We start from the raw sequence: 23,589 nt of genomic DNA, 5'->3' as shown, positions 1-23,589 counted from the left end.
CATGCCTCCAGCCATTCCGCTCGCGACCTATCGCCTGCAGCTCACCGCCGATTTCAACTTCGAGGCGGCGGCGCGCGTCGTGCCGTACCTGAAGGCGCTCGGCATCAGCCATGTCTACGCCTCGCCGTTCATGACGGCGCGCAAGGGATCGACGCATGGCTATGACATCACCGACCATACCAAGCTCAATCCGGAGCTCGGCGGCGAGGACGGATTTGCCAAGCTCAGCGCAGCGCTGAAGGCGTACGACCTCGGCCTGATCCTCGATTTCGTGCCCAACCATGTCGGCGTGCATTTCGACGACAATCCGTGGTGGCTCGACGTGCTTGAATGGGGCCAGGCCTCGCCGCACGCGGCCTCGTTCGACATCGACTGGGACCAGTTGCCGTATCGCGCCCGCGGCGGCGTGCTGCTGCCGATCATCGGCACCTCCTATGGCCATGCGCTCGAACACGGCGACATCGAGCTGCGCTACGATGCCGACGAAGGCTCGTTCTCGTGCTGGTACTTCGAGCACCGGCTGCCGGTCGCGCCCGAGCGCTATGGCGAGATGCTGCGCATCATCGTCAAGGACGCCGGCGAGGAGAGCAGCGAGGCTGGCAAGGCCATCCTGGAGCTCGCCTCGCGCTACACCGGCCTGCGCCATCCGAACCGCAAGGAAGCGCCGGGCTTCAAGGCCGCGCTCAAGGCCATTCCCGGTGCTGCCGACGTCATTGCTCGCGGCCTCTCGGCCTACAAGGCGGGTGAAGGCCGCCCTGCGCAGACACTGGCTCTGCACCATCTGCTGGAGCGGCAGCACTACAAGCTCGGCCATTGGCGGCTGGCATCCAGCGACATCAACTACCGCCGCTTCTTCGACGTGAACACGCTCGCCGGCCTGCGCGTCGAGGACGCCGGCACGTTCGAGGCGATCCATCGGCTCGTCAAGAAGCTGATCGCCGACGGCCAGTTGCAGGGGCTGCGGCTCGACCATATCGACGGCCTGCGCGACCCCGCGCAGTACTTCCAGCGGCTGCGCCGTCTCATTCGCGACGCGCGCGGACCGGCCGTCGGTCCGTTCTACGTGGTGATCGAGAAGATCCTCTGCGAGCACGAGAAGCTGCCGAGCTTTGCCGGCGTTCACGGCACCACCGGCTACGAGTGGATGAACGTCATCACGCAGCTCCTGATCGATGGCAAGGGGCTGGAGCCGCTCGACGAGATCTGGCGCCAGATCAGCAACAAGCCGCCGAAGCTTGCCCCCGTCATCAAGGAGGCCAAGCGGCGCGTGCTGGAGACGTTGCTGACCTCCGAGTTCACCGTGCTGACGCGCCTGCTCGCACGCATCGCCAACGGCCACTACTCCACGCGCGACTATTCCGAGTACAGCCTGCGCCAGGCACTCGAATTGTACGTGCTGCACTTCCCGGTCTACCGCACCTATCTCACCGGCGCCGGTCCGACCGAGGCCGACCGCAAGCTGATCGACCATGCCATCACCGGCGCCCGCGCCGAATGGTTCGCGTCCGACGGCTCGATCTTCGATTTCCTGCGCGACGCGCTGACGATGGACCTCATCAAGCGTGACCGCAACACCACCCACTCCGTCCCGCGCGTGCGCCGCTTTGCGCTGAAGGTGCAGCAGTTCACCGGGCCTGTCATGGCGAAGTCGCTGGAGGACACCGGCTTCTATCGCTTCCACCGGCTGCTCGCGCTCAACGAGGTCGGCGGCGATCCGTCGGCGCATGCGATGGCGATTTCCGACTTCCACGAGCTGATGCAGGATCGCGCCAAGCACTGGCCGCACGGCATGACGGCGACGGCCACCCACGACACCAAGCGCGGCGAGGACGCCCGCACGCGCCTTGCGGCGCTGACCGAGCTGCCCCACGACTGGACCTCGGCGGTGGCGCGCTGGAAGACAATGAATGCGCCGCATGTCGTCACCGACGGCTCCATGCGGGCGCCATCGGCGACGTTCGAATACATGCTCTACCAGACCCTGGTCGGCATCTGGCCCGCCACGGGCTGGGACGACAGCCTCCCCGAGCGCTTGCAGGCCTATGCGCTGAAGGCGGCGCGGGAGGGCAAGGAGGAGACCAGCTGGCTCAATCCGAACGAGGCGTATGAGGCCGGATTGCGCGCCTTCATCGAGCGCGTCCTGGACCGCCAGCATTCGGCGGAGTTCCTGCAGTCGCTGGAGATCGTCGCCAAACGCGTGGCGCTGCTCGGCGCACTCAATTCGCTGACGCAGGTCACGCTCAAGGCGACCATGCCGGGCGTGCCCGATTTCTACCAGGGCACGGAGTTCTGGGACCTGTCGATGGTCGATCCCGACAACCGCCGCCCGGTCGATTTTGCCGCGCGCGAGCAGGCGCTGCGCGAGAGCGAGGCCCCGGACTGGGCTGCCCTCGCCGACCACTGGCCGGACGGTCGCATCAAACTGGCCTGGACGCGGCAGCTCATCAAGCTCCGCAACGAGATGCCATCGATGTTCACCGACGGCGCCTACGAGCCGCTCGAGGTGAGCGGGCGTCATGCCGATCACATCATCGCCTTTGCGCGCCGCCGCGGCCGCGAGGCGGTGATCGTGGTCGCCGCTCGCACGCTGTCGCCGTTCACCGACGGCGGCCGCGTCTGGCCGCATGCGGATGCGTTCGACGCGACCGTGCATCTTCCCGGCTATTCCGCGCCTCAGATCCAGAACGGCGCCCTCCCCGTCTCCGCGCTGTTCACCCACCTCCCGGCTGCGGTGCTTGCGGCCCGCGTGGAAAGTTCCTCCGATCACAGTGCCAAGCCAGCGCCTGCATTGGCGCCGCAGAGCTGATCAGCTCTTCTTCGTCAGCAGCAACTGGCCGCGGCTGCGGATCGCGTTCTGCGCGGCTTCCGCAAAGCGCTGCAGCAGCCAGGGCAGCGTGACCTCGACCTGGACGCGATCCTCGGCCACCTCGACGTGCCCGGACGCCGCCTGCCCGAGCGCGCGAACGCGAAAGAACATCTTGTCGCCCTCCCAGCGCTCCTCGTCGACACTGAGCACGGGAATGCTGGTCGCAGCCCGACTCAGGCCGGATTGCAGCCGGCGCACGGCTTCGTCCTTGCCGAGGCGATGAGGAATGGAAACGACAAGCGGTCTTGACATCGCGATCTCCTGACTAACAACCGTCCTGATGTAGTCACGGCGGCTTACGACCGCAAAGCCACACCCCTTATTTTACCTGATCCACTTCCGGAACTTTCGAAGTTCCGACCAGTTTCCTCGGCGAAGGCAGAGTGACGCACCGCCCCGCTGCCGGGCTCTGGAGGGAAGTACATGTCCATCGGAACGATCATCCTCATCATTCTCATCATCGCCCTGCTCGGCGGCTTTTCCGGCATCGGCGGCGGTCCGTTCTACGGAACCGGTTACTACGGCGGCGGCGGCCTCGGCCTGATCATCGTCATCGTGCTGATCCTCGTCCTGCTCGGACGGATCTAATGAACTTCTGATCTTTCGCCGGGCAGACGTGGCACAGACCATGTCTGCCCGGCGAACTAACTGCCTCTCACAGTTTGTCCGTGAGCTTCTTGATCGCCGGCTTGATTGCTCCGGCCGCGTCGTCATAACCATCCCAAGCCTTCGTCTTTGCAAGCAGCGCGGGAACGCTGCGAACCGTGTAGCGCTTCGGATCGAGTCCGTTCTTCACCTGCGCCCAGGTGATCGGCATCGACACCGTCGCACCGTCGCGCGCCCGCGGCGACAGCACCGCGACCGCCGTCGACATCCGGTCGTTGCGCAGATAGTCGAGGAAGATCTTTCCCTTGCGCAGCTTCTTCGACATGTTGAGCAGGTAATCGTCGGGGCTGTCATTGGCCATCCACTGGCACACGCCCTGTGCAAACGCCTTGGCCTCCGGCCACGTCACCTTGTCGCGCGCGCCATGCAGCAGCGGCGTCACCACATGCAGGCCCTTGCCGCCGGTGGTCTTGCAGAAGCTCTCGAGGCCGAGCGTCTTCAGGCGCTGCCGCATCTCCTTGGCCGCGGCGATCACCTCCTCGAAGGCGACGTTCGGTGCGGGATCGAGATCGAACACCAGCCGTCCCGGCACATCGTAGGCGTCGGGCGCGCAATTCCACGGATGCAGCTCGACCGCGGCGACCTGCGCAACAGCGATGAGTCCCTCGACGCGATCGATCTGCAGATACGGTTTGCGGTCACCGGAGACCTTCACCAGCTCGAGCAGGTCCGACATGCCCTGCATGCCGTGCCGCTGGAAAAACCGCTCGCCGCCGATGCCGTCGGGCGCACGCACGATCGAGCACGGGCGCCCTTTGAGATGATCGATCATCCAGTCGCCGACGGCTTCGAGGTAGTTGGCGAGATCGAGCTTGGTCACCGGCTCGCCGTCACCTGCATCCGGCCACAGCGGCTTGTCAGGCTTGGAGATCGCGACGCCCATCACCGTCGCCGAACTCTTGGATCGCGACGGCGTCTTGTGCACCGTGGTGCCGCCGGTCGCGACCGTCGCCGCGGCACGCGCCACCGGCTTCGTCACCTTTGCCGTGACGACCGGCTCCTCGGCGACAACCTCATGCGCCGGCTTGTCCTGGCGCAGTCCCTTGAACGAGGCCTGCCTGACATTGTTGTCTGCGGTCCAGCCGGCGAACTCGATCTCGGCGACGAGCTCAGGCTTCAGCCAATGCACCTCGCGCGCCTTGCGCGGCGCATTCTTGCCGCTGAACGGGCTCTTGTCGGAGGCAGCCGCCTTCAACGCCGGCATGATCTCCTTCACCATATCCTGGCCGAAGCCGGTGCCGACGATGCCGACATAAGCGAGATGATCGTCCTTGTTGACGCCGACCATCAGCGAGCGGAATTTGCCGTTGGTCGTCTTCCAGCCGCCGATGACGACCTCGTGGCCGGGCCGGGTCTTGGCCTTGGTCCAGCTCTCGGTGCGTCCGGAGTGATAGGCGGAGTCGAGCTTCTTCGAGACGATGCCTTCGAGGTTCAGCTTGCGCGCCGAATCCAGCACGGCCTCGCCGTCGCTCTCGAAATGCTCGACATAGCGGATAACGGGCGTCCTGCCCTTCATGTTCGCCTTCAGCAGCTTCGCCAGGCGTGCCTTCCGCTCGCGCAGCGGCTGGCGGCGCAGGTCGAACTCCTCGACGAACATCAGGTCGAAGGCAAAGAACACCAGCTCATCCGTCTGCCCGGACGAAATCGCCGCCTGCAGCGCCGAGAAGTTCGGGTTGCCGTCCTTGTCGAGCGCGACGATCTCGCCATCGATGATCGCATCCGGCAGCTTGGCCGCGGCTTCCGCGATCGCGCCGAACTTGGCGGTCCAGTCGAGGCCCTTGCGCGTCTTCAACGTCGCCCGGCCATCCTCGACCCGGATCTGCACGCGATAGCCGTCGAACTTGATCTCGTGCGCCCAGCCCTCGCCGCTCGGCGGCGCCGCCACGGAAGTGCAGAGCTCGGGCGGAACGAAGTCGGGCAGCGACGCAACGGTTTTGGGCTCGATGGTCTTCGTCGCACGCTGGGCCTTCGCACCACTGGCCTTCGTCGCCTTGGCTCTTGTGGCTTTGGCTTTCGGCGACCGCGCCTTGGTCGATCCCTTGTTGATCTTCGTCTCGCTATCGCCGCGGTTGGAGTGCCACACCGCATCGGCGTTCATGCGCTGGCTCTCGGCCAGCATGAACGGCTTCGGCGCCTTGCCCTTGCCGGCGGCGATCTGCTCCATCGAACGTCCCGACGCGACCGACTTGTCGGCCTCGAGGATGTCGTTGGCCTCGCCTTCCCTGGCGTATTCGTCGCGATGCTTGATCAGCAGCCAATTGGTGCGCTTGCCGCCGGTGCGGTCGTGGCGCATCCGCACCAGCACCCAGCTGCCATGCAGCTTCTCGCCGTCCAGCGTGAACTTCAGATCGCCCTTCTTGAAGCCGCGCTCGGGATCGTCGCTCTCCCAAGTGCCGCGGTCCCACAGCATGACGGTGCCGCCGCCATACTCGCCTTCGGGAATGGTGCCTTCGAAATCGCCATAATCGAGCGGATGATCCTCGACCTCCACCGCGAGCCGCTTGTCGTGCGGATCGAGCGACGGCCCCTTGGTCACGGCCCAGGACTTGAAGACACCGCCGAATTCGAGCCTGAGGTCATAATGCAGCCGGGTGGCATCGTGCTTCTGGATGACAAAGCGCGGCCGCGAGGCCGGCGCCACCTTGGCCTCCCCGGACGGTTCTGCGGTTTTCTCGAAATCGCGCTTCTTGCGATAGGTGGAAAGCTTCTTGAGCGCCACGGTGATCCCTCGCGTTGAGCGGTAGCGTAGCAAAGCCGGGGGGCTCGTGGAACCGGCCGATCCTCATGATAACACCGGGCAAAGTTCCGCGTTCCCGGCGCTCGTGGAGCCCGGGTGCTGCTGCCGTCCGCCCTCCGCGACACGCGAGAGGGTGCAGGGAAGGCCGGGTGCTGACCGCGGCCCATGGCCCGCCTGCAACACAAAAAGCAGGCGGCAGTCACCACAGGTACGGCCCTCAACCGGCCTTCCCTGCGCGATGGTGTTAACGCTTACTCCGCGATCTCCCCGGTGTCCGGCTTGTTAGCCACCGTCGCCCGCGCGCCTCGTCAGCAGCACGGGCTTGACGCCAGCATCGGGGCGCCAGGACCACGCGACTTCACGTCCGAGAGGCCGCGCTCGTCCGCGCATGAAAGCGCACGCTGCCGTCTCGTCCATCGCCTCCCACACTCCACGTATCGTGACGACGCGTACGCCCTCTGCATGAGGCGGGATGCGCGGAAAGATCGAGCTGATTTGCCCGACGAGGCAAGAGATCCTTGGTGCGACATAGTAACCCGACGGGCATGCTCCATCGTAACGCCCCCTTTCGCTATGCAGAGCCGATCATACCCGCTACTTCCACGGCGTCATGGCCGGGCTTGTCCCGGCCATCCACGTCGTTCGGCGGATGCGGGTCGACGTGGATGCCCGGGACAAGCCCGGGCATGACGAGTAACAAACAGGCGGCGCATCCGGGGTAATTGCTCCAAGCCGCTGCACACGGAACCGCAACGACGACTTATCCGTTGCAACGCTGTCCTCACCGTTCACGGAGATCCCGATGGCCCCCCGCGCCTATTGGAAAGGCTCGCTCAAACTCTCGCTCGTCAGTTGTCCTGTCGTGCTCTATCCGGCGTCCACATCCGTGGAGAAGACGCGCTTCCACCTGATCAACCGCGAGACCGGCAATCGGCTGAAGCAGCAGATGATCGACGCCGAGACCGGCGACATCGTCGAGGGCGACCAGAAGGGCCGCGGCTATGAGCTGTCCAAGGGACAGTATGTCGAGATCGAACCGGAGGAGCTGGAGGCGGTCCAGATCGAGAGCAACCATACGATCGACATCGACAGCTTCGTGCCGCGCGAGGAGATCGACCAGCGCTATCTCAACCATCCCTATTATATCGCTCCTGACGGCAAGGCGGCGATCGATGCCTTCGCAGTGATCCGCGACGCCATGAAGGACCAGGACCGGGTCGCGCTGGCGCGCATCGTGCTGACGCATCGCGAGCACATCATCGCGATCGAGCCGATGGGCAAGGGCATGCTCGGCACAACGCTCCGCTTTCCCTATGAGCTGCGCGACGAGGCGGAGTTCTTCGACGATATCAAGTCGCCGAAGATCACCAAGGACATGGTGGAGCTGGCGGGCCACATCCTCCAGACCAAGGCCGCACACTTCAAGCCGTCGGAGTTCAAGGACCAGTACGAGACCGCGCTGAAGGCGCTGGTCAAGCGCAAGGCTTTGGGCAAGCCGATCAAGCTGCCGGAGCCGGAGGAGACGTCCGGCAACGTGGTCAGCCTGATGGACGCGCTGAAGCAGAGCCTGGGCAAGGGTGGGAAGAAGGCGTCACGGGCGCCATCGCGGCGCGCGCCTGCGCATCGGCGACCGGCGAAGAAGGCGCATCGCTCGGCGGCGCGGCAGAGGAAGGCGGGTTAGCGAGACCCTGGATCTTGGGGACAGCACGCAGGAGAGGCCCGCCTCGCGATCCTGGCCTCATGGTTCGAGACGCGCCGCCCTGTGCACCTTTGGTCTGGTTCGCAGGTCGGCTCGGCGCTCCTCACCATGAGGGTCTGGCACCGAAACGGGTCCCGCGCACCGACCATGAACATGCCGACCGGCGTGTTCATGGAGAGTTAAGCGCCACGGCGCTGCTTTCTACGCCTCAACTCTCCATTGAGACGCCGGCTGGCGTACTGATGGTCAATGTGCAGGACCGCCCTCGGTGCATGCCCCTTTCCATGAACACGCCTCTCAGCGTGTTCATGGTCGGTGTGCAAGACCCCTTTTGGGTGCCAGACCCTCATGGTGAGGAGCGCCGAGCACGAAAGCGGATCATGAAGGCGGTGTTCGTGGCGGCGCGTCTCGAACCATGAGGCCGAGGTCTCAGCTCGTCTTCGACGACTTCTTCTTCGTCGTTTTCTTGGTTGTCTTCTTCGTGCTCTTCTTGCTCGAACTTTTCGACGACTTCTTTGCGGTCTTCTTCGCCGACGATTTCGCGCTTTTCTTCGCGGGCACCTTCTTTCCTTCGCGGCGCGCCTCGGACAGGCCGATCGCGATCGCCTGCTTGCGGCTCTTGACCTTGCGCCCCGAGCCACCGCTCTTCAGCGTGCCGGCCTTGCGCTTCTTCATCGCGCGCTCGACGTCCTTCGACGCGCCCTTGGAGTATTTGCGTGCTGTCTTTGCCATCAACATGGTCTCCCTGTGACAGCACGGCAATCACGAGAGCAGAGGAAGGTTCCGATTTGGAGGAACTAACGCGGTTGGGAAAGTTCTCGCACGTCGGTCTACACTACCCGTGCGACTGCCCCTCACCCCAACCCTCTCCCCGTAAGGACGGGGAGAGGGAGCGCAGCGTGCTTGGGGCAAACAGCTCGGGATGCGTCGGCCAGACGGCGCGTCTCCATCGAGATCCGTGGCTCCTCATTGCAAGGAAGCACTAATCCGGTGCGCGCAGGCGATAGCCGATGCCGGTTTCCGTGAGCACGAAGTGCGGGCGCTCGGGATCGGTCTCGATCTTCTGGCGGAGCTGGCGGACGTAGACGCGGAGATATTGCGCGTCGGTCAGTTCGTCCCACAGCTCCTTCAGCAGGAAGCGATGCGTCAGGACCTTGCCGGCGTGCTGGACCAGCACGCGCAGCAGATCATATTCCTTCGGCGACAGCTTGATCTCGCGCTCGCCGAGCTTGACGATGCGGCGAACGAGATCGACGGAGAGATCGCCGGTGCGGAACACCGGGCGCTCGCCCTGGACCTGCAACTGATGGCGCAGCGCCGCGCGCAGGCGCGCCAGCAGCTCGTCCATGCCGAACGGCTTTGTGATGTAGTCGTCGGCGCCGAGATCGAGCGCCTTGACCTTGCCGGCCTCGTCGCCACGACTCGACAGCACCACGACCGGAATGCTGTCGTTGCGAGCCCGGATGGTGCGCAGCAGCTCGTGGCCGTCGATGTCCGGCAGGCCGAGATCGAGGATGATCAACGCCGGCTCCTCGGCGAGCTTCTCGAGCGCGACCTTCCCGCTCGGCGCCTCCAGGATCTCATAGCCCTGCGTCGCCAGGCCCATCCGCAGCAGTTTTCGGATCGGCGGCTCATCGTCGATCACGAGCACCTTGATCGGCGCACCGGTCATGCGGCGGTCTCCAGAGGTCTCACCTGCGCGGGCACCGGCAGGCGGATGGTGAGAACGGCGCCGCTGCGGTCGGTGCGATTGCCCGCGGTCATGCGGCCATGCATCGCCTCGACGAAGCCGCGCGAGATCGCGAGGCCGAGGCCGGTGCCGGGGCGCACCTGGTCGCCCTTCTGCACGCGATAGAACTTGTCGAACACGTGCTCGACCTCGTCGGGCGGAATGCCGTCGCCCTCGTCCCTGACGTCGAGCACCACCCAGGCGCCGTCACGCCGCGAGCGCAGCTCGATCGTCGTGCCGGCCGGCGCATATTTCGCGGCATTGTCGAGCAGGTTGAACAGCACCTGCTCGAACAGCACGGCGTCGAGCTCGAGCATCGGCAGGTCTGCGGCAAGCTCCAGCGCGATCGTGTGGCCCGACAGGATCTTGCCGGCGCGGCGCAGCGCGCTGCCGACGATCTCACCGAGGTCATGCAGCGCGCTGTTCGGCTTGATGGCCCCGGATTCGAGCTTGGTCATGTCGAGCAGGTTGGCGATGAACCGGTTCAGCCGCTCGGACTCGTCGATGACGGTGGCAAGCAGATCGAGCTTCTCGCGGTCGGACAACCGCGTCGCGAGGTCGCGCATGGTCGACGCCGCGCCGAGCACCGAAGCGAGCGGCGTCTTGAGGTCGTGCGAGATCGAGGTCAGCAGCGCCGAGCGCAGCCGGTCCTGCTCCATGCTGCGCTTGACCTTGTCCATGTCCTCGACCAGCAGCACGCGCTCGATCGCCAGCGCGCCCTGGTCGACCAGCGCATCGAGCAGCCGGCGCTGGTCGGGCGTCAGCAGCGGCCCGGTGCGGTCGTCGTCGATGCCGATGACGCCGATCAGCCCGCGCCCGGTGCGCATCGGCAGGAACAGGCGCTTGGCGCCGGGCAAGGTGTCGGAGCCGCGGCCCGCCGCGCGATCGTTGGCGAACGCCCAGCTCGCGGCGGCGAGATCGGCATCGTCGAGCTGATCCTCCGGCGGATAGCCGGCCATCACGGTGAGCTTGCCGTCCTGCGGCAGCAGCAGCACGACCCGGACCTTGAGCATCAGCGCGGCCTGATAGGCCGTCGCCCACAGCACGTCGTCGAGCGTCGCCGTCCCCGCGAGCTTGCGGCTGAAGGCATAGAGCTGCTCGGTGGTGCGGATGCGCTGGGTCGCCGCATCGGCCTGCACGCGCACGCGCGCGGCGACGTTCGACACCAGCATCGCGATGAGCATGAAGAAGAAGAAGGCCGCGACGTTGGTCGGGTCGGTGATCGTGAAGGTGTAGAGCGGCGGCAGGAAGAAGAAATTGTAGCAGAGCGAGGAGACGAAGCTCGCCAGCAGCGACGGCCCCAGACCGTAGCGCGCGGCAACGCTGACCACGGCGGTGAGGAAGACGAGGTCGACATTCTCGATGCCGAAAAACGGCTGGATCAGCTCGGCGAGACCGAGGCCGACGGCCGTGATCAGCAGCGCCATCAGATACGGCTTGGGCCGCAGCGGCTCGCTGCGCGCGCGGGTCTGCACCACGGGCTCTGCCGCGTCCGACGGCTCCTCGCCGGGAATGACGTGAATGCTGATATGGCCGGCGCGGCGCACGAGATCGTGCACCACCGAGCCCCTGACGATCTCGAACAGGCGCGAGCGCTGCGACTTGCCGATGACGATCTGGGTGACGTTGTGACCTTGCGCGAAGCTGATGAGATCGTCGGCGATGCGGCGGCCGACGCCGGGGATGGTCAGCGCTTCGCCGCCGAGCGATTCGGCCAGGCGCAGCGTATCGGCAAGGCGGTCGCGCTGCTTGTCCGAGAGCTGGAGATTGCGCCGCGTTTCGATCGTGACCGCTGTCCACGGCGCATGGACCCGGTCGGCGAGGCGCTTGGTGTAGCGCACGAGGCCCGCGGCGCGCGGATCCTCGGAGACGCAGACCAGAATGCGCTCGCCGGCCGCCCAGGGCCCGGCGATCGCGTTGGCCTGCATATGGTTGAGCAGCTGCTCGTCGACCCGCTCGGCGGTCCGGCGCAGCGCCAGCTCGCGCAAGGCGGTCAGATTGCCGGGCGAGAAATAGTGCTCCAGCGCGCGCTCGGCCTGCTTGGGCACATAGACCTTGCCCTCCTTCAGCCGCTGGATCAGGTCGTCGGGCGTGAGGTCGATCAGCTCGATCGCATCGGCGCGGTCGAAGATCGAATCCGGCACGGTCTCCCGCACCCGGACATGGGTGATCTGGGCGACGACGTCGTTGAGGCTCTCGATGTGCTGGACGTTGACGGCCGTATAGACGTCGATGCCCTGCGACAGCAGCTCCTCGACGTCAAGATAGCGCTTCGGGTGCCGGCTGCCGGCGACGTTGGTATGCGCGAGCTCGTCGACGATCGCGAGCTTCGGGCGGCGTGCGATGACGGCGTCCAGGTCCATCTCCTCGATGACCTGGTCCTTGTAGGCGATGCGCTTGCGCGGGATCACCTCGAGCCCGCGCACCAGCGCCTCGGTCTCCACCCGGCCGTGGGTCTCGACGAAGCCAATGACCACGTCGATGCCGGCCTTCATCCGGGCATGCGCGCTCGACAGCATCTCATAGGTCTTGCCGACGCCGGGGGCGGCGCCGACGAAGATCTTGAGCTTGCCGGCAGGACTCTCCTCCCGCCGGGCTGCCTCGAGCAGGGCTTCCGGCGAGGGACGTTGGTCAGGGTCGCGGCGTTGGCTGGCCATGCGGCATTATAGACGGAGGTCCCCCGAGGCCAAGACAAGGGCGCAAGGCGACCTCACTTGGCCGTTACTTGGTTGCCGTTGCGGCATCGAGCGCCAGATTGAGCGCAAGCACGTTAACGCGGGGTTCGCCGAGCAGCCCGATCAGCCGCCCGTCGGTGTTTTTCGCCACCAGCGCCTGCACGCGATCCTCAGGGATACCGCGCGCCTTGGCGACGCGCGGCACCTGGAACAGCGCCGCCTCCGGCGAGATGTCCGGATCGAGGCCGCTCGCCGAGGATGTCACCAGGTCGACCGGCACCGGCTGCGCGGGGTTCTCGGACCTGAGCCTGTCGACGTCCTCCTTGACGCGATCGGCCAGCGCCTTGCTGGTCGGGCCGAGATTGGAGCCGGAGGAGTTGGCGGCGTTATAGGGCGCCGGCACGGTCTTGGTGGCGTCGTTCGGGTCGGCGGCCGTCGTCGCCGAGAGCCGGCCGTGGAAATACTTGTCGTCCTTGAACTCCTGGCCGATCAGCGCCGAGCCGATCACCTCGCCGTTGCGCGTGATCAGGCTGCCCTCGGCCTGCGTCGGGAAGATGGTGCCGGCGACGACGGTCATGCCGAGCGGATAGAGCAGGCCCGTGATGAGCGTCAGTGCGAGCAGAACGAAGATGGCGGGACGGATTTCTTTGAGCATGATGAGCTCTCCTATGTGTCTGCCGTCATTGCGAGGAGCGAAGCGACGAAGCAATCCAGGGCGGCGTGTGAGAGTCTGGATTGCTTCGCTTCGCTCGCAATGACGGCGGGTGTGGTTGTCAGGCCAGATGCAAGGCGGTCACGATCAGGTCGATCGCCTTGATGCCGATGAAGGGGATGATGATGCCGCCTAGGCCATAGATCAGCAGGTTGCGGCCGAGCAGCGCGCCGGCGCCGATGGCGCGGTAGGCGACGCCCTTCAGCGCCAGCGGGATCAGCGCGATGATGATCAGCGCGTTGAAGATGATCGCCGACAGGATCGCGCTCTGCGGGCTCGCGAGGTGCATCACGTTCAGCACGTCGAGCTGCGGATAGAACGCCAGGAACATCGCCGGGATGATGGCGAAGTATTTGGCGACGTCGTTGGCGATCGAGAACGTGGTCAGCGCGCCGCGCGTCATCAACAGCTGCTTGCCGATCTCGACCACCTCGATCAGCTTGGTCGGGTTGGAGTCGAGATCGACCATGTTGCCGGCCTCGCGCGCCGCCTGCGTGCCCGTGTTCATGGCGACGCCGACATCGGCCTGCGCCAGCGCCGGCGCGTCGTTGGTGCCGTCGCCGCACATCGCCACCAGCTTGCCCTTGGCCTGCTCGTCGCGGATCAGCTTGAGCTTGTCCTCGGGGGTGGCCTGGGCCAGGAAGTCGTCGACCCCGGCTTCGGCCGCGATCGCCGCCGCCGTCATCGGATTGTCGCCGGTGATCATGATGGTGCGGATGCCCATGCGGCGCAGCTCGGCGAAGCGCTCGCGGATGCCGCCCTTGACGATGTCCTTGAGCTGGATGACGCCGAGCAGCCGGCCGTCTTTCGCCACGGCCAGCGGCGTACCGCCAGCCTTTGCGATCTCGTCGGCAATGGCGCGGATCTCGCGGGCCAGCTCGCTCTCCATCGGCTGGATCGCGCGCATCGTATTGCCCGAGGCGACCTGCATCGTGCCGCCGTTGATATAGTTGAGGATCGCGTCGACCGCGCCCTTCCGCACCGAGGAGCCGCCGGCATCGACACCGCTCATGCGGGTCTGCGCCGTGAACGGTACGAAGGTGGCGCCGAGCTCGGACATGTCGCGGCCGCGGATACCGTATTTCTCCTTGGCGAGCACGACGATCGAACGCCCTTCCGGCGTCTCGTCGGCGAGCGAGGCGAGTTGCGCCGCGTCGGCGAGCTCCTGCTCGCTGACGCCCCTGACGGGACGGAACGCGGTCGCCTGGCGGTTGCCGAGCGTGATGGTCCCGGTCTTGTCGAGCAGCAGCGTGTCGACATCGCCAGCGGCCTCGACGGCGCGGCCGGACATCGCCAGCACGTTGAAGCGCACCAGGCGGTCCATGCCGGCGATGCCGATGGCCGACAGCAGCGCGCCGATCGTGGTCGGGATCAGGGTCACGAACAGCGCCACCAGCACCACCACCGAGATCGAGCCGCCGGCATAGGCCGCGTAGCTCGGGATCGTGACGGTCGCGAACACGAAGATGATGGTCAGGCCGGCGAGCAGGATGTTGAGCGCGATCTCGTTCGGCGTCTTCTGCCGCTCGGCGCCCTCGACCAGTCTGATCATGCGGTCGATGAAGGTCGAGCCCTGGGCCGCCGTGATGCGCACGCGGATCCAGTCCGACAGCACCTGCGTGCCGCCGGTCACCGCCGAACGGTCACCGCCGGACTCGCGGATGACAGGTGCGGACTCGCCGGTGATGGCGGCCTCGTTGACCGAGGCGACGCCTTCGATCACCTCGCCGTCCGACGGGATGGTGTCCCCCGCCTCGACCAGCACGATGTCGCCGACCTTCAGGCTCGTGCCTGCCACCAGTCTGTAGCTGTGGTCGGTCGCGCTCGATCCGGTCAGCAGCTTGGCCTGGCTCTCGGTGCGGGTCTTGCGCAGTGAATCCGCCTGCGCCTTGCCGCGCCCTTCGGCGACGGCTTCGGCGAAATTGGCGAACAGCACGGTGAACCACAGCCAGAGAATGATCTGGAAGGTGAAGCCGAGATTGGCCCCGCCGGTGACGACGTCGCGCAGGAAGATCACCGTGGTGAGCGCCGCGACCACCTCGACGACGAACATCACGGGGTTCTTGATCATCAGCCGCGGGTCGAGCTTGACGAACGCCGCCTTGATGGCCGGCAGCAGGATCGCCGGATCGAGCATCGTCGACATCGACGAGCGCCTCGAGAGTTTGATGGTATCCATGGAGGTTGCTCCGAGATCAGAACACGGTGCCGGCGGTCATCGCGAGATGCTCGACGATCGGACCCAAGGCGAGTGCGGGGAAGAAGGTGAGGCCGCCGATGATCAGGATGACGCCGACGACGAGGCCGACGAACAGGCCGCCCGTCGTGGGCAGCGTGCCGGCGGAGGGCGGGATCGACTTCTTCTCGGCCAAGGAGCCTGCGATCGCCATCGCCGGGATGATCATGAAGAAGCGGCCGACGAACATCGAGCTTGCGAGCGTCAGATTGTAGAAGAAGGTGTTGCCGGTGAGGCCGCCGAACGCCGAGCCGTTGTTGGCGGTCGCCGAGGTGAAGGCGTAGAGCACCTCGGTGAAGCCGTGCGGTCCGGCATTGGCCATCGATGCCACGGCGGACGGCAGCACCACGGCGACGGCGGTCCAGCCGAGATACATCAGCGGCAGCACGAGAATCGCCAGCATCGCCATCTTGACCTCGCGGGCCTCGATCTTCTTGCCGACATATTCCGGCGTGCGTCCGACCATCAAGCCGGCGACGAAGATCGCGAGCACCACGAACAGCAGCATGCCGTAGAGGCCGGCGCCGACGCCGCCGACGATGATCTCGCCGAGCTGCATGTTGATCAGCGGGATCATGCCGCCGAGCGCGGTGAAGCTGTCATGCATCGCGTTGACGGCGCCGCACGACGCGGCGGTCGTGATCACGGCGAACAGCGAGGACGCGACGATGCCGAAGCGGACCTCCTTGCCCTCCATGTTGCCGCCGGTCAGTCCGAGCGCATTCAGCACATTGCTGCCGCTCGCTTCCGCCCAGTACGTCACGGCGACGCCCGCGATGAACAGCACGCCCATCACGGCGAGGATCGCCCAGCCCTGGCGCTGGTTGCCGACCATGCGGCCGAACACGTTGGTGAGCGCGGCGCCGAGCGCGAAGATCGAGATCATCTGGATGAAGTTCGACAGCGCGGTCGGATTCTCGAACGGATGCGCGGCATTGGCATTGAAGAAGCCGCCGCCATTGGTGCCGAGCATCTTGATCGCGACCTGCGAGGCCACCGGCCCGACCGCGATGGTCTGCTTGGCGCCTTCGAGCGTCGTTGCCTCGACGTAGGGCCCGAGCGTCTGCGGGATGCCCTGCCACACGAGGAAGAGCGTGTAGACGATGCACAGCGGCAGCAGGATGTAGAGCGTGCAGCGGGTGACATCCACCCAGAAATTGCCGACGGTGCGCGCGGAAGCCCGCGCGAAGCCGCGGATCAGCGCGATCGCCAGCACGATGCCGGTGGCGGCCGAGAGGAAGTTCTGGTGCGTCAGGCCGAGCATCTGCACGAGATAGGACAGCGTGCTCTCGCCGCCGTAGTTCTGCCAGTTGGTGTTGGTGAGGAAGCTGATCGCGGTGTTGAACGACAGATCCTCAGCGACGGCCGACTGGCCGGCGGGGTTGAACGGCAGCACGGCCTGCAGCCGCATCACGCCGTAGATAATGAGAAAGCCGCCGACATGGAACAGCAGCATCGCGACCGTGTAGGTCAGCCAATGCTGCTCGCGGCGCTCGTCGACGCCGCCGATCCAGTAGATCGCGGATTCGACAGGGCGCAGCACAGGCGAGAGGACGGTACGCTCGCCGTCGAAGACGCGCGTCATGTACCAGCCGAGCGGCCTGGCGAGCGCGACGATGACGGCGCAATAAAGCAGGATCTGGATCCAGCCGATGACGGTCATGGGGATTGTCCTTGGAGATGCTGATGCGCGCGGATCAGAACCGCTCGGGCCGCAGCAGCGCGTAGGTGAGATAGATGAGCAGCGCGATGGAAACGGCGCCGGCGAGCGAATAGTCGACTATCATGGCGCGTCTCCTACAGCCGCTCGCAGGCATAGGTGTAGCCGATCGCCAACGCGAAGAAGCCGGCGGCGAGCGCCAGCATCAGAAGGTCCAGCATGGTGTGCTCCTCATGTGCGCGACAGACGCGCAACGCGTGGAGCGGACGGCCGCGTGCATTGGCGGCCGCGGTCCGTTCCACGCTCCCAGGTGGCATCGGACCGCATAGGTTTTCGAGACAGCGCGGTCGGGAAAGTTATAGGAATCCCATAAAGACCGCGGGATTCCGCGGCCCGGATCGGCGGGCGCCGCGCTCGCGCGCATAGGAGCCGGCGCTGGCGGCCGGCGTTTATGCCGCGCCTATTTCTTCCCCGTCCCCGCCCTCTCGCATTCCTACGGCTTCTGCCGCCAGATTGCAGGGCGCGGCCCCGGTCGGGCCGCCGCTCACGGACGACGGAAACAACATCATGCCGCACACGATCACCCTGGATGCCGCGCAGCCCCAACTGGCCGCGCAGGAAGCCGCCACGCTGCTCACGGATCTTCTCGGCGAGGAGGAGGGGGTCTCGCCGCTGTCGGCGCGCGGACGGCGACGGGTGCGGATCGACCAATTGCTGCGCGCCGAGGCTCGCATCGACGCGGCGCTGGAGCTGATCGCCTTGCGGCTGCCGCGCTGGTCGCTGCGCCGCCTCGCTTATGATGACGGTGAATGGCATTGCGCGCTGTCGCAGCAGCGCGAGATGCCCGACTGGCTCGACCATTGCGCCGAGGCAACGCATAGCGACCTGTCGCTGGCGATCCTCCACGCCGCGGTCGAGGCGCAGCGTCTCGAGCCGCAGCCAGCCCCCGGCTCGGGACGCCACGCCGCCGAGCCCGACCTCGCGGCCCTGCTCTGCTGCGACAATTTCTAACGGCGAAGCGCTTTGCGATGATCGTCTCGGCCGACAATCCCGTGGAGCTCTCCGCGGCCCGTGTCCTGCTGCGCTTCGGCTTGCGCACCGCGATCCTCGTCGTGTTCGCGAGCTTCGGCAGCATCGGCTTCGGACGCAGCCTCGCAGCGCTGCTGTGGATGACCGTCATTCTCTGCGCCGTGCTCGCCACGCTGCGGCGCGAGCGCGTCTTCTCCGCCGGCCTGAACCATTGGGACGAGTTGGCCGGATACCTCGCGCTGTATTGCGCCGTGATGACGCTGACGACATCGGCGGGATCCTAGAGCACGCGCCCTTTATGCCGTGGCTATGAGGTCTCCCGCTGCGTCGCATCGATGTCCTATCCCGGCCACCCGATATCCGACCAACGACACCGACGCCCTGCCGTGCGGCAGCTCCGCGTCACATCAGAAGGACCATATCCATGAAGCTCGTCGAACCTCCCTCGTCGAACAAAGCTGCGGCCGCGCTCGTGCTGATCGGGCGCAACAGCCGCGGTCAATGGGTCGCGCAGGAGCAGAACGGTCTCTATGGCGGCCTGTTCGTCAGCCGCGCCGAGGCGATGAAATACGCGCTGTTCGAAAACGGGCATCACCCCGAAACGATCGTCGAGCTGTCGCGCACGATCGAGCTCGACACCGAGGGACGCCTCGCTCCCGTCGGCTTGTTGTACGGAAAACGGCCGGTCGCATGAGCCAGACCTCCCCGGCTCGACGCGAACCTGCAACACGCTGGCTGGCCGGCGCCATCGCGGACATTCCAACGCCATTCGCCGCCGATGGTGCGCTCGACACCCCAGCGCTCGACAGACTCTGCGCACGGCAGATCGAAGCCGGCGCAAGCGCAATCCTGGTGTGCGAGATCGCAGGCGAAGTATCCACGCTGACAGCGGCGGAGCGCGACGCCGTCATCCGCACGGCGGTGGCTGCGGCCCGCAACCGCGTTTTCGTCATCGCCGGAGCCGGCTCTAATTCGACGCTGCAAGCGGTGCAGAACACACGGCAGGCGGCTGCCGCGGGCGCCGACGCGGTGATGTCGGTGGTCCCCTACTACAACCGGCCGACCGCGGAGGGCATCTACGCGCATTTTCGTGCGGTCGGGGATGCCACTGCGCTGCCGATCATCCTGCACGACTGCCCGTCACGAACGGCCCGCGCGCTGCCCGACGAGATCCTGGTCCGGCTGGCACGATGGGCGCAGTTCGTCGGCCTGCGCGATGCCACCGGCGATGTCGCGCGCATCGTCCGCCTGCGCGCATTGGTGCCGCCCGGCTTCCGCCTGCTGGCGGGCGATGACACGGCAGCCGTGCCGCTGGCGGCAGCCGGGTGTGACGGCTGGTTCTCACTCGTCGCCAATGTCGCTCCGCAGCTCTGCAGCGCGATCCTCACCACCTGCCAGTGTGGACGCTGGTCCGCGGCGCGACGGCTGCATCGCCGGTTGCTGCCGCTGATCGAGCTGACGAACCGCGAGGTGCCCGCAGCCTTGAAGCAGGCCCTGAGCCTGCAGGGCCTCGCCGCCGCCGATGTCCGCCTGCCGCTGACGGAGCTGGACACGGCTGCGAAAGGCATGGTGGCCCACGCCATGGCGCGGATGAGCACCACGCTTTCCAAGACCGCTCCGGGCTCGCCCCATTTGCTCTGAGACCGAAGCCCGCACCCACCCGGTCGGCCGGGTCTCAGAAGTCCCACTTCTCACAAAGGAGCAATGGCACCTGCGGCCGGCGCGACATGTCGGACTCGATGCGCGCGATGGCGCCGCGGCGCAGCAGCAACTCGTTGCGCAGGCGTCGGAGCTTGGCTGCGGCGATCGCCGCGTGGATGGCCCTGAAGGTCCGACGCAATGCTCTGCCCAGGCGCGACAGCCGGGGTGCCCGGATGACGTCAGCACCGTGGAGGTCACGAAACGGCGTCACCGAACTCATGTCCATTCTCCGCAAAGCAGCCGGCACGAGATCGACCGGCGAAGCGAAGAATGCGGCGCCTCGGCGTAGGAATGCGAGACGGGCCGATCGGGCCTTTCATAGGAAAGCCATAAGGGCCGAAACGAAACGGGGCGGCCAGACCGGCCGCCCCGTTTGCTTCAATCCATTGAACCGGATCAGAAGATCTTGACGGCGCTCTCCAGTGTCTTCCAGACGCCCCAGGCCAGCGGCACGCCGACGAAGGCCCAGAACAGCGCGGCCTTGGCGTCGAGTCCGCCCTTGCCGATGCCGAACGATCCGTGCTGGATCGCCGACTCGTTCTTGGCGAGCTGCGCCTGATACTTGGCGACCTCGTCCGGGCTCATGTTCCACTTGTGATCGACGGGCTTGATCAGGAAGTTGCAGATCAGGCCGGCCAGGAGCATGGCACAGAGGATGTACATCGTCGTGTTGTACAGCTGGTCGCGCGGCACGCCGGCGGCGAGCTGGAACTCGCGGATGTAGTTCACCACCACCGGGCCGATGATGCCCGCGGTCGCCCAGGCCGTCAGCAGACGGCCGTGGATGGCGCCCACGAACTGGGTGCCGAACAGGTCGGCCAGATAGGCCGGCACCGTCGCGAAGCCGCCGCCATACATCGAGAGGATGATGGCGAAGGCGCCGACAAACAGCAGCTTCGATCCCATCGCCGCGAAGGTCGGAGCCAGCGCGTAGAGCACGATGCCGATCAGGAAGAAGCAGTAATAGGTCGCCTTGCGGCCGATATGGTCCGACATCGACGCCCAGAAGAAGCGACCGCCGATGTTGAACAGCGAGAGCAGGCCGGCAAAGCCTGCCGCGATCCCCGCGACGGTCGCCTTCTGCGTGGCGTCGAGCTGGTTGAAGCTGACGTCGGGCAGCCCGATCAGCTTGCCGGCGAAGATCTCCTGCAGCATCGGCGAGGCCATGCCGATGACGCCGATACCCGCCGACACGTTCAAGCACAGCACCCACCAGACCAGCCAGAACTGCGGCGTCTTGTGCGCGTTGTTCAGGTGGACATGATGGTCGGAGATCATCGCCTTCTTGACCGCGGGCGGCGTCCAGCCTTCGGGCTGCCAGCCGACCGGGGCGACGCGATAGGCGAAGGCGCCGATCATCATGAACACGAAGTAGATCACGCCCATGGTGACGAACGTCTCCCAGACGCCCACCGAGGTCGGCGTCTTGAAATAGTTCATCAGCAGATTGGCCAGAGGAGCGCCGATCATGGCGCCGCCGCCGAAGCCCATGATGGCCATGCCCGTCGCCATGCCGCGGCGGTCAGGGAACCATTTTACCAGCGTGGACACCGGCGAGATGTAGCCGAGACCGAGACCGATGCCGCCGATGACGCCGGCGCCGAGCCACATCATCCAGAGCTGGTGCACATAGATGCCGAGCGCCGCGATCAGCAGGCCGCCACCCCAGCAGCACGCCGCGACGGCGCCCGCCTTGCGCGGACCGGCGCGCTCGAGCCAGCCGCCCCAGATCGCCGCGGAGCCGCCGAGCAGCACGAAGAACAGCGTGTACATCCAGCCGAGGCTCGCGACCTTCCAGTCGCAGCTGGTGGTGAACAGCTCCTGCACCAGGGTCATGTCGGTGCAGACCTGGCTCTGCGTCACGCCGATGGCGCGCGACAGAGGCAGCCAGAACACCGAGAAGCCATAGGCCATGCCGATGCACAGATGGATGCAAAGTGCAGCCGGAGGAACCAGCCAGCGGTTGAACCCGGCCTTGGCGACCGTGTGCTCACGATCGAAGATGCCCGCTTGCGCGTTGGGGAGCGCCCCCGCGCTCTCAATGCTAGCCATGCTTTCCCCCTCTACGGACACCCGTCCAACGCAACGACCTCATGTTCTGTCCCCTTGATCAGAATCAATACGCTTACCCACCCTGCCCGCTATGGACGTACCAGAACATTTTCGCGACGCACAAACGCCAAAGACGGTTCCAACGGCATGACACCCCCCACCGGGCCTCATGCGGCTGCCATCGTTGTGCCGCGGTTCCGCCTGGCCCGATCCCCAACGGGCATGACGCGCCTCCCGCAACCTCTGCGGAAGCGCCCCAATTGGTGCAGAACCGAGGCAAATTGTCGATAGTAAAATGGTAATAATTGCTCAAACGTCGTGGATTGATTGCACCGCAACGCGGATGTGTTGCTAACAAACACAGAAATTCGCGTGCAACCGTCGTCACCGCCACTCCCAGCTGTAGTCCTGTTGCTGTCGATTACTTTAGAGCTCGACAACCATTCCTGAGAGAATCAACTAATGAGATGCCCGCTGGCAGAGAGGCGATCCATCGGATGCGCCACGCGCGGGCTCTCGAAAAAGTGATGCAGCAACAACCAGGCCTTGCCTTGCGGCGATGACGCAAGCTTGGACTGACAAGACGGCATTGTTATGTGCGCGCATGGGCGCTGCTGCGACGATAGGAAGCGGCATGCCTGCTTGACAGCCGTGCAACGCGAAGAGCGGCGCACGAACTACTTAGTTGGGACAACCTGCAGCATAGGCCGTGCCCACGCTCGCTCGCACCGATCGTGCTAGGGGTTCGCCGCCTTCTCGATCAGAAACGTGAGACGGCTCTCGCTGCGCTCGAGCAGCTCGACGTGATCACCGGTCTCGCGAATGAGGTTCGGGATATCGATGACCGCCAGTGGGTCGGTGCAGCACACCTCAAGCCGCTCTCCCGCCTTCAGCGATTGCAGCGCCTTGCGGGTCTTCAGCGCCGGCAGCGGACACTTCAGGCCCGTCAGATCCAGCCTCGTTCTCGTCATGCGCGGACCATGGCGAAGCCTGCCCGGCGCGTCAACGGTATCGTTGCAACAGCGGCGCGATCGTGGAACCGGGTTCCTGGAATGCCAGGCTCACGAGTTCCACGCGGATTCCGCAGCGCTCGCTCCTGCACTCACTCGCCGCCCCTCGAGAGCGCGAGCACGTCGGCCAGGGGCATCGCGAGTCGCCGAACCAACGCAGCCGCACCCGTGACATCGTCGAGGTCCACCCGCGGCAGAGCGGTTTCGACGGCCGCGTCGGTGACGAGGCCGACGATCCCCGGATCATTCGGGAACAGCAGCGGCTTGCCGTTGGCGACACGGTGCACCTCGATCCGGTGATGCGGTCCGGCCTTGTAGCCTTCGATGATGACGAGATCGACCGGAGACATTTTGGCGAGCAGGTCCGCAAGCGACGGCTCGGCCGCGCCGCGAAGCTCGTGCATCAGCGCCCAGCGCGTGCCCGACGCCACCAGCACCTCCGCGGCCCCGGCCTCGCGATGGCGCCAGGTATCCTTGCCGGGAACATCGACGTCGAACTTGTGGTGCGCGTGCTTGATGACGGAGACACGCAGCCCTTGCGCGATGAGATGGGGAATCAGCCGCGTCAGCAGCGTGGTCTTGCCGGCGCCGCTCCAGCCGGCGAGGCCGATGACGTTCATCGCGGTCTCCTGAGGGCGCCTGCTCCTGCAAGCGGCGCATGCAAACGATTGATCGACGGGCAAGGCCTCGCGCTGCTCCGTCGATGGACCAGCCCCTCATGCCAGCAGCCACGCGGGTTCCGCAAGGCTGCATCCCCGCGAGGGCAATCTCTCCCTGCTCCGACACGCCGGACGCATCACGCGCTGACGCAACGACA

At 65.9% G+C, this 23,589-nt stretch carries 21 protein-coding genes; 7 read left to right on the top strand and 14 right to left on the bottom strand.

Going from position 1 to position 23,589, the window contains the following annotated elements; all coding sequences use genetic code 11:
* Window position 1: 1 nt before the first annotated feature.
* Complete coding sequence (treY, locus tag ACQR1Y_RS29860) at window positions 2-2,806, top strand: malto-oligosyltrehalose synthase (RefSeq protein ID WP_434879162.1); 2,805 nt, start codon at window positions 2-4, stop codon at window positions 2,804-2,806.
* On the opposite strand, the gene ACQR1Y_RS29855 is transcribed toward treY, so the two are convergent.
* The gene (locus tag ACQR1Y_RS29855; RefSeq protein WP_434879163.1) at window positions 2,807-3,118 is read right to left on the bottom strand and encodes a polyhydroxyalkanoic acid system family protein; all 312 of its coding nucleotides are present in this window, start codon (window positions 3,116-3,118) and stop codon (window positions 2,807-2,809) included. It lies immediately after the preceding gene.
* Window positions 3,119-3,289: 171 nt separating this feature from the next.
* On the opposite strand from ACQR1Y_RS29855, the gene ACQR1Y_RS29850 reads away from it, so the two are divergent.
* Window positions 3,290-3,454, top strand: a complete 165-nt coding sequence (locus tag ACQR1Y_RS29850; RefSeq protein WP_006614022.1) for a DUF3309 family protein — start codon at window positions 3,290-3,292, stop codon at window positions 3,452-3,454.
* Between the two features lie 67 nt (window positions 3,455-3,521).
* On the opposite strand, the gene ligD is transcribed toward ACQR1Y_RS29850, so the two are convergent.
* Window positions 3,522-6,251: a DNA ligase D gene (gene ligD, locus ACQR1Y_RS29845; RefSeq protein ID WP_434879164.1), complete on the bottom strand. Its 2,730-nt coding sequence runs from the start codon at window positions 6,249-6,251 to the stop codon at window positions 3,522-3,524.
* Between the two features lie 820 nt (window positions 6,252-7,071).
* Between ligD and ACQR1Y_RS29840 the strand changes: the two genes are divergently transcribed.
* Window positions 7,072-7,950, top strand: coding sequence for a Ku protein (locus ACQR1Y_RS29840; RefSeq protein ID WP_434879165.1), 879 nt, complete (start codon window positions 7,072-7,074; stop codon window positions 7,948-7,950).
* 447 nt (window positions 7,951-8,397) lie between these two features.
* Here ACQR1Y_RS29840 and ACQR1Y_RS29835 read toward each other — a convergent pair whose 3' ends face one another.
* The 8 genes from ACQR1Y_RS29835 to ACQR1Y_RS29800 all read right to left on the bottom strand — a co-directional run bounded on the left by ACQR1Y_RS29835 (window position 8,398) and on the right by ACQR1Y_RS29800 (window position 17,282).
* The gene (locus ACQR1Y_RS29835; RefSeq protein WP_434860163.1) at window positions 8,398-8,700 is read right to left on the bottom strand and encodes a DUF6496 domain-containing protein; all 303 of its coding nucleotides are present in this window, start codon (window positions 8,698-8,700) and stop codon (window positions 8,398-8,400) included.
* A 250-nt stretch (window positions 8,701-8,950) separates the two neighbouring features.
* Window positions 8,951-9,640: a response regulator gene (locus ACQR1Y_RS29830; protein ID WP_434860164.1), complete on the bottom strand. Its 690-nt coding sequence runs from the start codon at window positions 9,638-9,640 to the stop codon at window positions 8,951-8,953.
* Window positions 9,637-12,354, bottom strand: a complete 2,718-nt coding sequence (locus ACQR1Y_RS29825; RefSeq protein WP_434879166.1) for a DUF4118 domain-containing protein — start codon at window positions 12,352-12,354, stop codon at window positions 9,637-9,639. The genes ACQR1Y_RS29830 and ACQR1Y_RS29825 overlap by 4 nt, the downstream gene beginning before the upstream one ends.
* A gap of 64 nt (window positions 12,355-12,418) precedes the next feature.
* Window positions 12,419-13,027, bottom strand: coding sequence for a K(+)-transporting ATPase subunit C (locus tag ACQR1Y_RS29820; protein ID WP_434879167.1), 609 nt, complete (start codon window positions 13,025-13,027; stop codon window positions 12,419-12,421).
* 118 nt (window positions 13,028-13,145) lie between these two features.
* Entirely contained in the window at window positions 13,146-15,263 is a 2,118-nt protein-coding gene (gene kdpB, locus ACQR1Y_RS29815) for a potassium-transporting ATPase subunit KdpB (protein WP_434879168.1), read from the bottom strand.
* 16 nt (window positions 15,264-15,279) lie between these two features.
* Window positions 15,280-16,983, bottom strand: coding sequence for a potassium-transporting ATPase subunit KdpA (gene kdpA / locus ACQR1Y_RS29810; protein WP_434879169.1), 1,704 nt, complete (start codon window positions 16,981-16,983; stop codon window positions 15,280-15,282).
* A gap of 34 nt (window positions 16,984-17,017) precedes the next feature.
* Window positions 17,018-17,107, bottom strand: a complete 90-nt coding sequence (locus ACQR1Y_RS29805; RefSeq protein ID WP_434860169.1) for a K(+)-transporting ATPase subunit F — start codon at window positions 17,105-17,107, stop codon at window positions 17,018-17,020.
* Window positions 17,108-17,117: 10 nt separating this feature from the next.
* On the bottom strand, window positions 17,118-17,282 hold the full coding sequence (locus tag ACQR1Y_RS29800) for a hypothetical protein (RefSeq protein ID WP_434879170.1): 165 nt from the start codon (window positions 17,280-17,282) through the stop codon (window positions 17,118-17,120).
* Between the two features lie 265 nt (window positions 17,283-17,547).
* Here ACQR1Y_RS29800 and ACQR1Y_RS29795 point away from each other — a divergent pair, with 265 nt between their 5' ends.
* The 4 genes from ACQR1Y_RS29795 to dapA all read left to right on the top strand — a co-directional run bounded on the left by ACQR1Y_RS29795 (window position 17,548) and on the right by dapA (window position 19,650).
* Entirely contained in the window at window positions 17,548-17,991 is a 444-nt protein-coding gene (locus ACQR1Y_RS29795; RefSeq protein ID WP_434860171.1) for a hypothetical protein, read from the top strand.
* A gap of 17 nt (window positions 17,992-18,008) precedes the next feature.
* Complete coding sequence (locus tag ACQR1Y_RS29790; RefSeq protein WP_434860172.1) at window positions 18,009-18,293, top strand: hypothetical protein; 285 nt, start codon at window positions 18,009-18,011, stop codon at window positions 18,291-18,293.
* Window positions 18,294-18,433: 140 nt separating this feature from the next.
* Window positions 18,434-18,703, top strand: coding sequence for a hypothetical protein (locus tag ACQR1Y_RS29785; protein WP_434879171.1), 270 nt, complete (start codon window positions 18,434-18,436; stop codon window positions 18,701-18,703).
* Window positions 18,700-19,650, top strand: a complete 951-nt coding sequence (gene dapA / locus ACQR1Y_RS29780; protein ID WP_434879172.1) for a 4-hydroxy-tetrahydrodipicolinate synthase — start codon at window positions 18,700-18,702, stop codon at window positions 19,648-19,650. The genes ACQR1Y_RS29785 and dapA overlap by 4 nt, the downstream gene beginning before the upstream one ends.
* A gap of 34 nt (window positions 19,651-19,684) precedes the next feature.
* On the opposite strand, the gene ACQR1Y_RS29775 is transcribed toward dapA, so the two are convergent.
* From ACQR1Y_RS29775 to mobB, 4 genes are all read right to left on the bottom strand, one after another.
* Entirely contained in the window at window positions 19,685-19,930 is a 246-nt protein-coding gene (locus ACQR1Y_RS29775; protein ID WP_434860175.1) for a hypothetical protein, read from the bottom strand.
* Window positions 19,931-20,106: 176 nt separating this feature from the next.
* Window positions 20,107-21,762 (bottom strand): OFA family MFS transporter, encoded by a 1,656-nt coding sequence (locus ACQR1Y_RS29770; protein WP_434860176.1) that lies wholly within the window; start codon window positions 21,760-21,762, stop codon window positions 20,107-20,109.
* A gap of 737 nt (window positions 21,763-22,499) precedes the next feature.
* A complete protein-coding gene (locus tag ACQR1Y_RS29765) occupies window positions 22,500-22,733 on the bottom strand; it encodes a sulfurtransferase TusA family protein (protein ID WP_434860177.1) in 234 nt (77 codons plus the stop codon).
* A 131-nt stretch (window positions 22,734-22,864) separates the two neighbouring features.
* Entirely contained in the window at window positions 22,865-23,392 is a 528-nt protein-coding gene (mobB, locus tag ACQR1Y_RS29760) for a molybdopterin-guanine dinucleotide biosynthesis protein B (RefSeq protein ID WP_434879173.1), read from the bottom strand.
* Window positions 23,393-23,589 lie beyond the last annotated feature (197 nt).

Origin of the sequence: Bradyrhizobium sp. HKCCYLRH3099 (genome assembly GCF_051167855.1) — a bacterium.
Lineage (GTDB): Bacteria > Pseudomonadota > Alphaproteobacteria > Rhizobiales > Xanthobacteraceae > Bradyrhizobium.
The sequence above is the reverse complement of the archived record's forward strand: the minus strand, read 5'-3'. Positions and strand labels throughout refer to the sequence as shown.

What these genes read in the sequence shown, in the direction of transcription:
- kdpB (WP_434879168.1), bottom strand. Translation starts at nt 15,263, where the DNA reads ATGGATACCATCAAACTCTCGAGGCGCTCGTCGATGTCGACGATGCTC.
- ACQR1Y_RS29795 (WP_434860171.1), top strand. Translation starts at nt 17,548, where the DNA reads ATGCCGCACACGATCACCCTGGATGCCGCGCAGCCCCAACTGGCCGCG.
- ACQR1Y_RS29830 (WP_434860164.1), bottom strand. Translation starts at nt 9,640, where the DNA reads ATGACCGGTGCGCCGATCAAGGTGCTCGTGATCGACGATGAGCCGCCG.
- ACQR1Y_RS29820 (WP_434879167.1), bottom strand. Translation starts at nt 13,027, where the DNA reads ATGCTCAAAGAAATCCGTCCCGCCATCTTCGTTCTGCTCGCACTGACG.
- ACQR1Y_RS29835 (WP_434860163.1), bottom strand. Translation starts at nt 8,700, where the DNA reads ATGGCAAAGACAGCACGCAAATACTCCAAGGGCGCGTCGAAGGACGTC.
- ACQR1Y_RS29855 (WP_434879163.1), bottom strand. Translation starts at nt 3,118, where the DNA reads ATGTCAAGACCGCTTGTCGTTTCCATTCCTCATCGCCTCGGCAAGGAC.
- ACQR1Y_RS29790 (WP_434860172.1), top strand. Translation starts at nt 18,009, where the DNA reads ATGATCGTCTCGGCCGACAATCCCGTGGAGCTCTCCGCGGCCCGTGTC.
- ACQR1Y_RS29765 (WP_434860177.1), bottom strand. Translation starts at nt 22,733, where the DNA reads ATGACGAGAACGAGGCTGGATCTGACGGGCCTGAAGTGTCCGCTGCCG.
- ACQR1Y_RS29770 (WP_434860176.1), bottom strand. Translation starts at nt 21,762, where the DNA reads ATGGCTAGCATTGAGAGCGCGGGGGCGCTCCCCAACGCGCAAGCGGGC.
- ACQR1Y_RS29775 (WP_434860175.1), bottom strand. Translation starts at nt 19,930, where the DNA reads ATGAGTTCGGTGACGCCGTTTCGTGACCTCCACGGTGCTGACGTCATC.
- ACQR1Y_RS29785 (WP_434879171.1), top strand. Translation starts at nt 18,434, where the DNA reads ATGAAGCTCGTCGAACCTCCCTCGTCGAACAAAGCTGCGGCCGCGCTC.
- kdpA (WP_434879169.1), bottom strand. Translation starts at nt 16,983, where the DNA reads ATGACCGTCATCGGCTGGATCCAGATCCTGCTTTATTGCGCCGTCATC.
- treY (WP_434879162.1), top strand. Translation starts at nt 2, where the DNA reads ATGCCTCCAGCCATTCCGCTCGCGACCTATCGCCTGCAGCTCACCGCC.
- ACQR1Y_RS29840 (WP_434879165.1), top strand. Translation starts at nt 7,072, where the DNA reads ATGGCCCCCCGCGCCTATTGGAAAGGCTCGCTCAAACTCTCGCTCGTC.
- dapA (WP_434879172.1), top strand. Translation starts at nt 18,700, where the DNA reads ATGAGCCAGACCTCCCCGGCTCGACGCGAACCTGCAACACGCTGGCTG.
- mobB (WP_434879173.1), bottom strand. Translation starts at nt 23,392, where the DNA reads ATGAACGTCATCGGCCTCGCCGGCTGGAGCGGCGCCGGCAAGACCACG.
- ACQR1Y_RS29850 (WP_006614022.1), top strand. Translation starts at nt 3,290, where the DNA reads ATGTCCATCGGAACGATCATCCTCATCATTCTCATCATCGCCCTGCTC.
- ACQR1Y_RS29825 (WP_434879166.1), bottom strand. Translation starts at nt 12,354, where the DNA reads ATGGCCAGCCAACGCCGCGACCCTGACCAACGTCCCTCGCCGGAAGCC.
- ACQR1Y_RS29805 (WP_434860169.1), bottom strand. Translation starts at nt 17,107, where the DNA reads ATGATAGTCGACTATTCGCTCGCCGGCGCCGTTTCCATCGCGCTGCTC.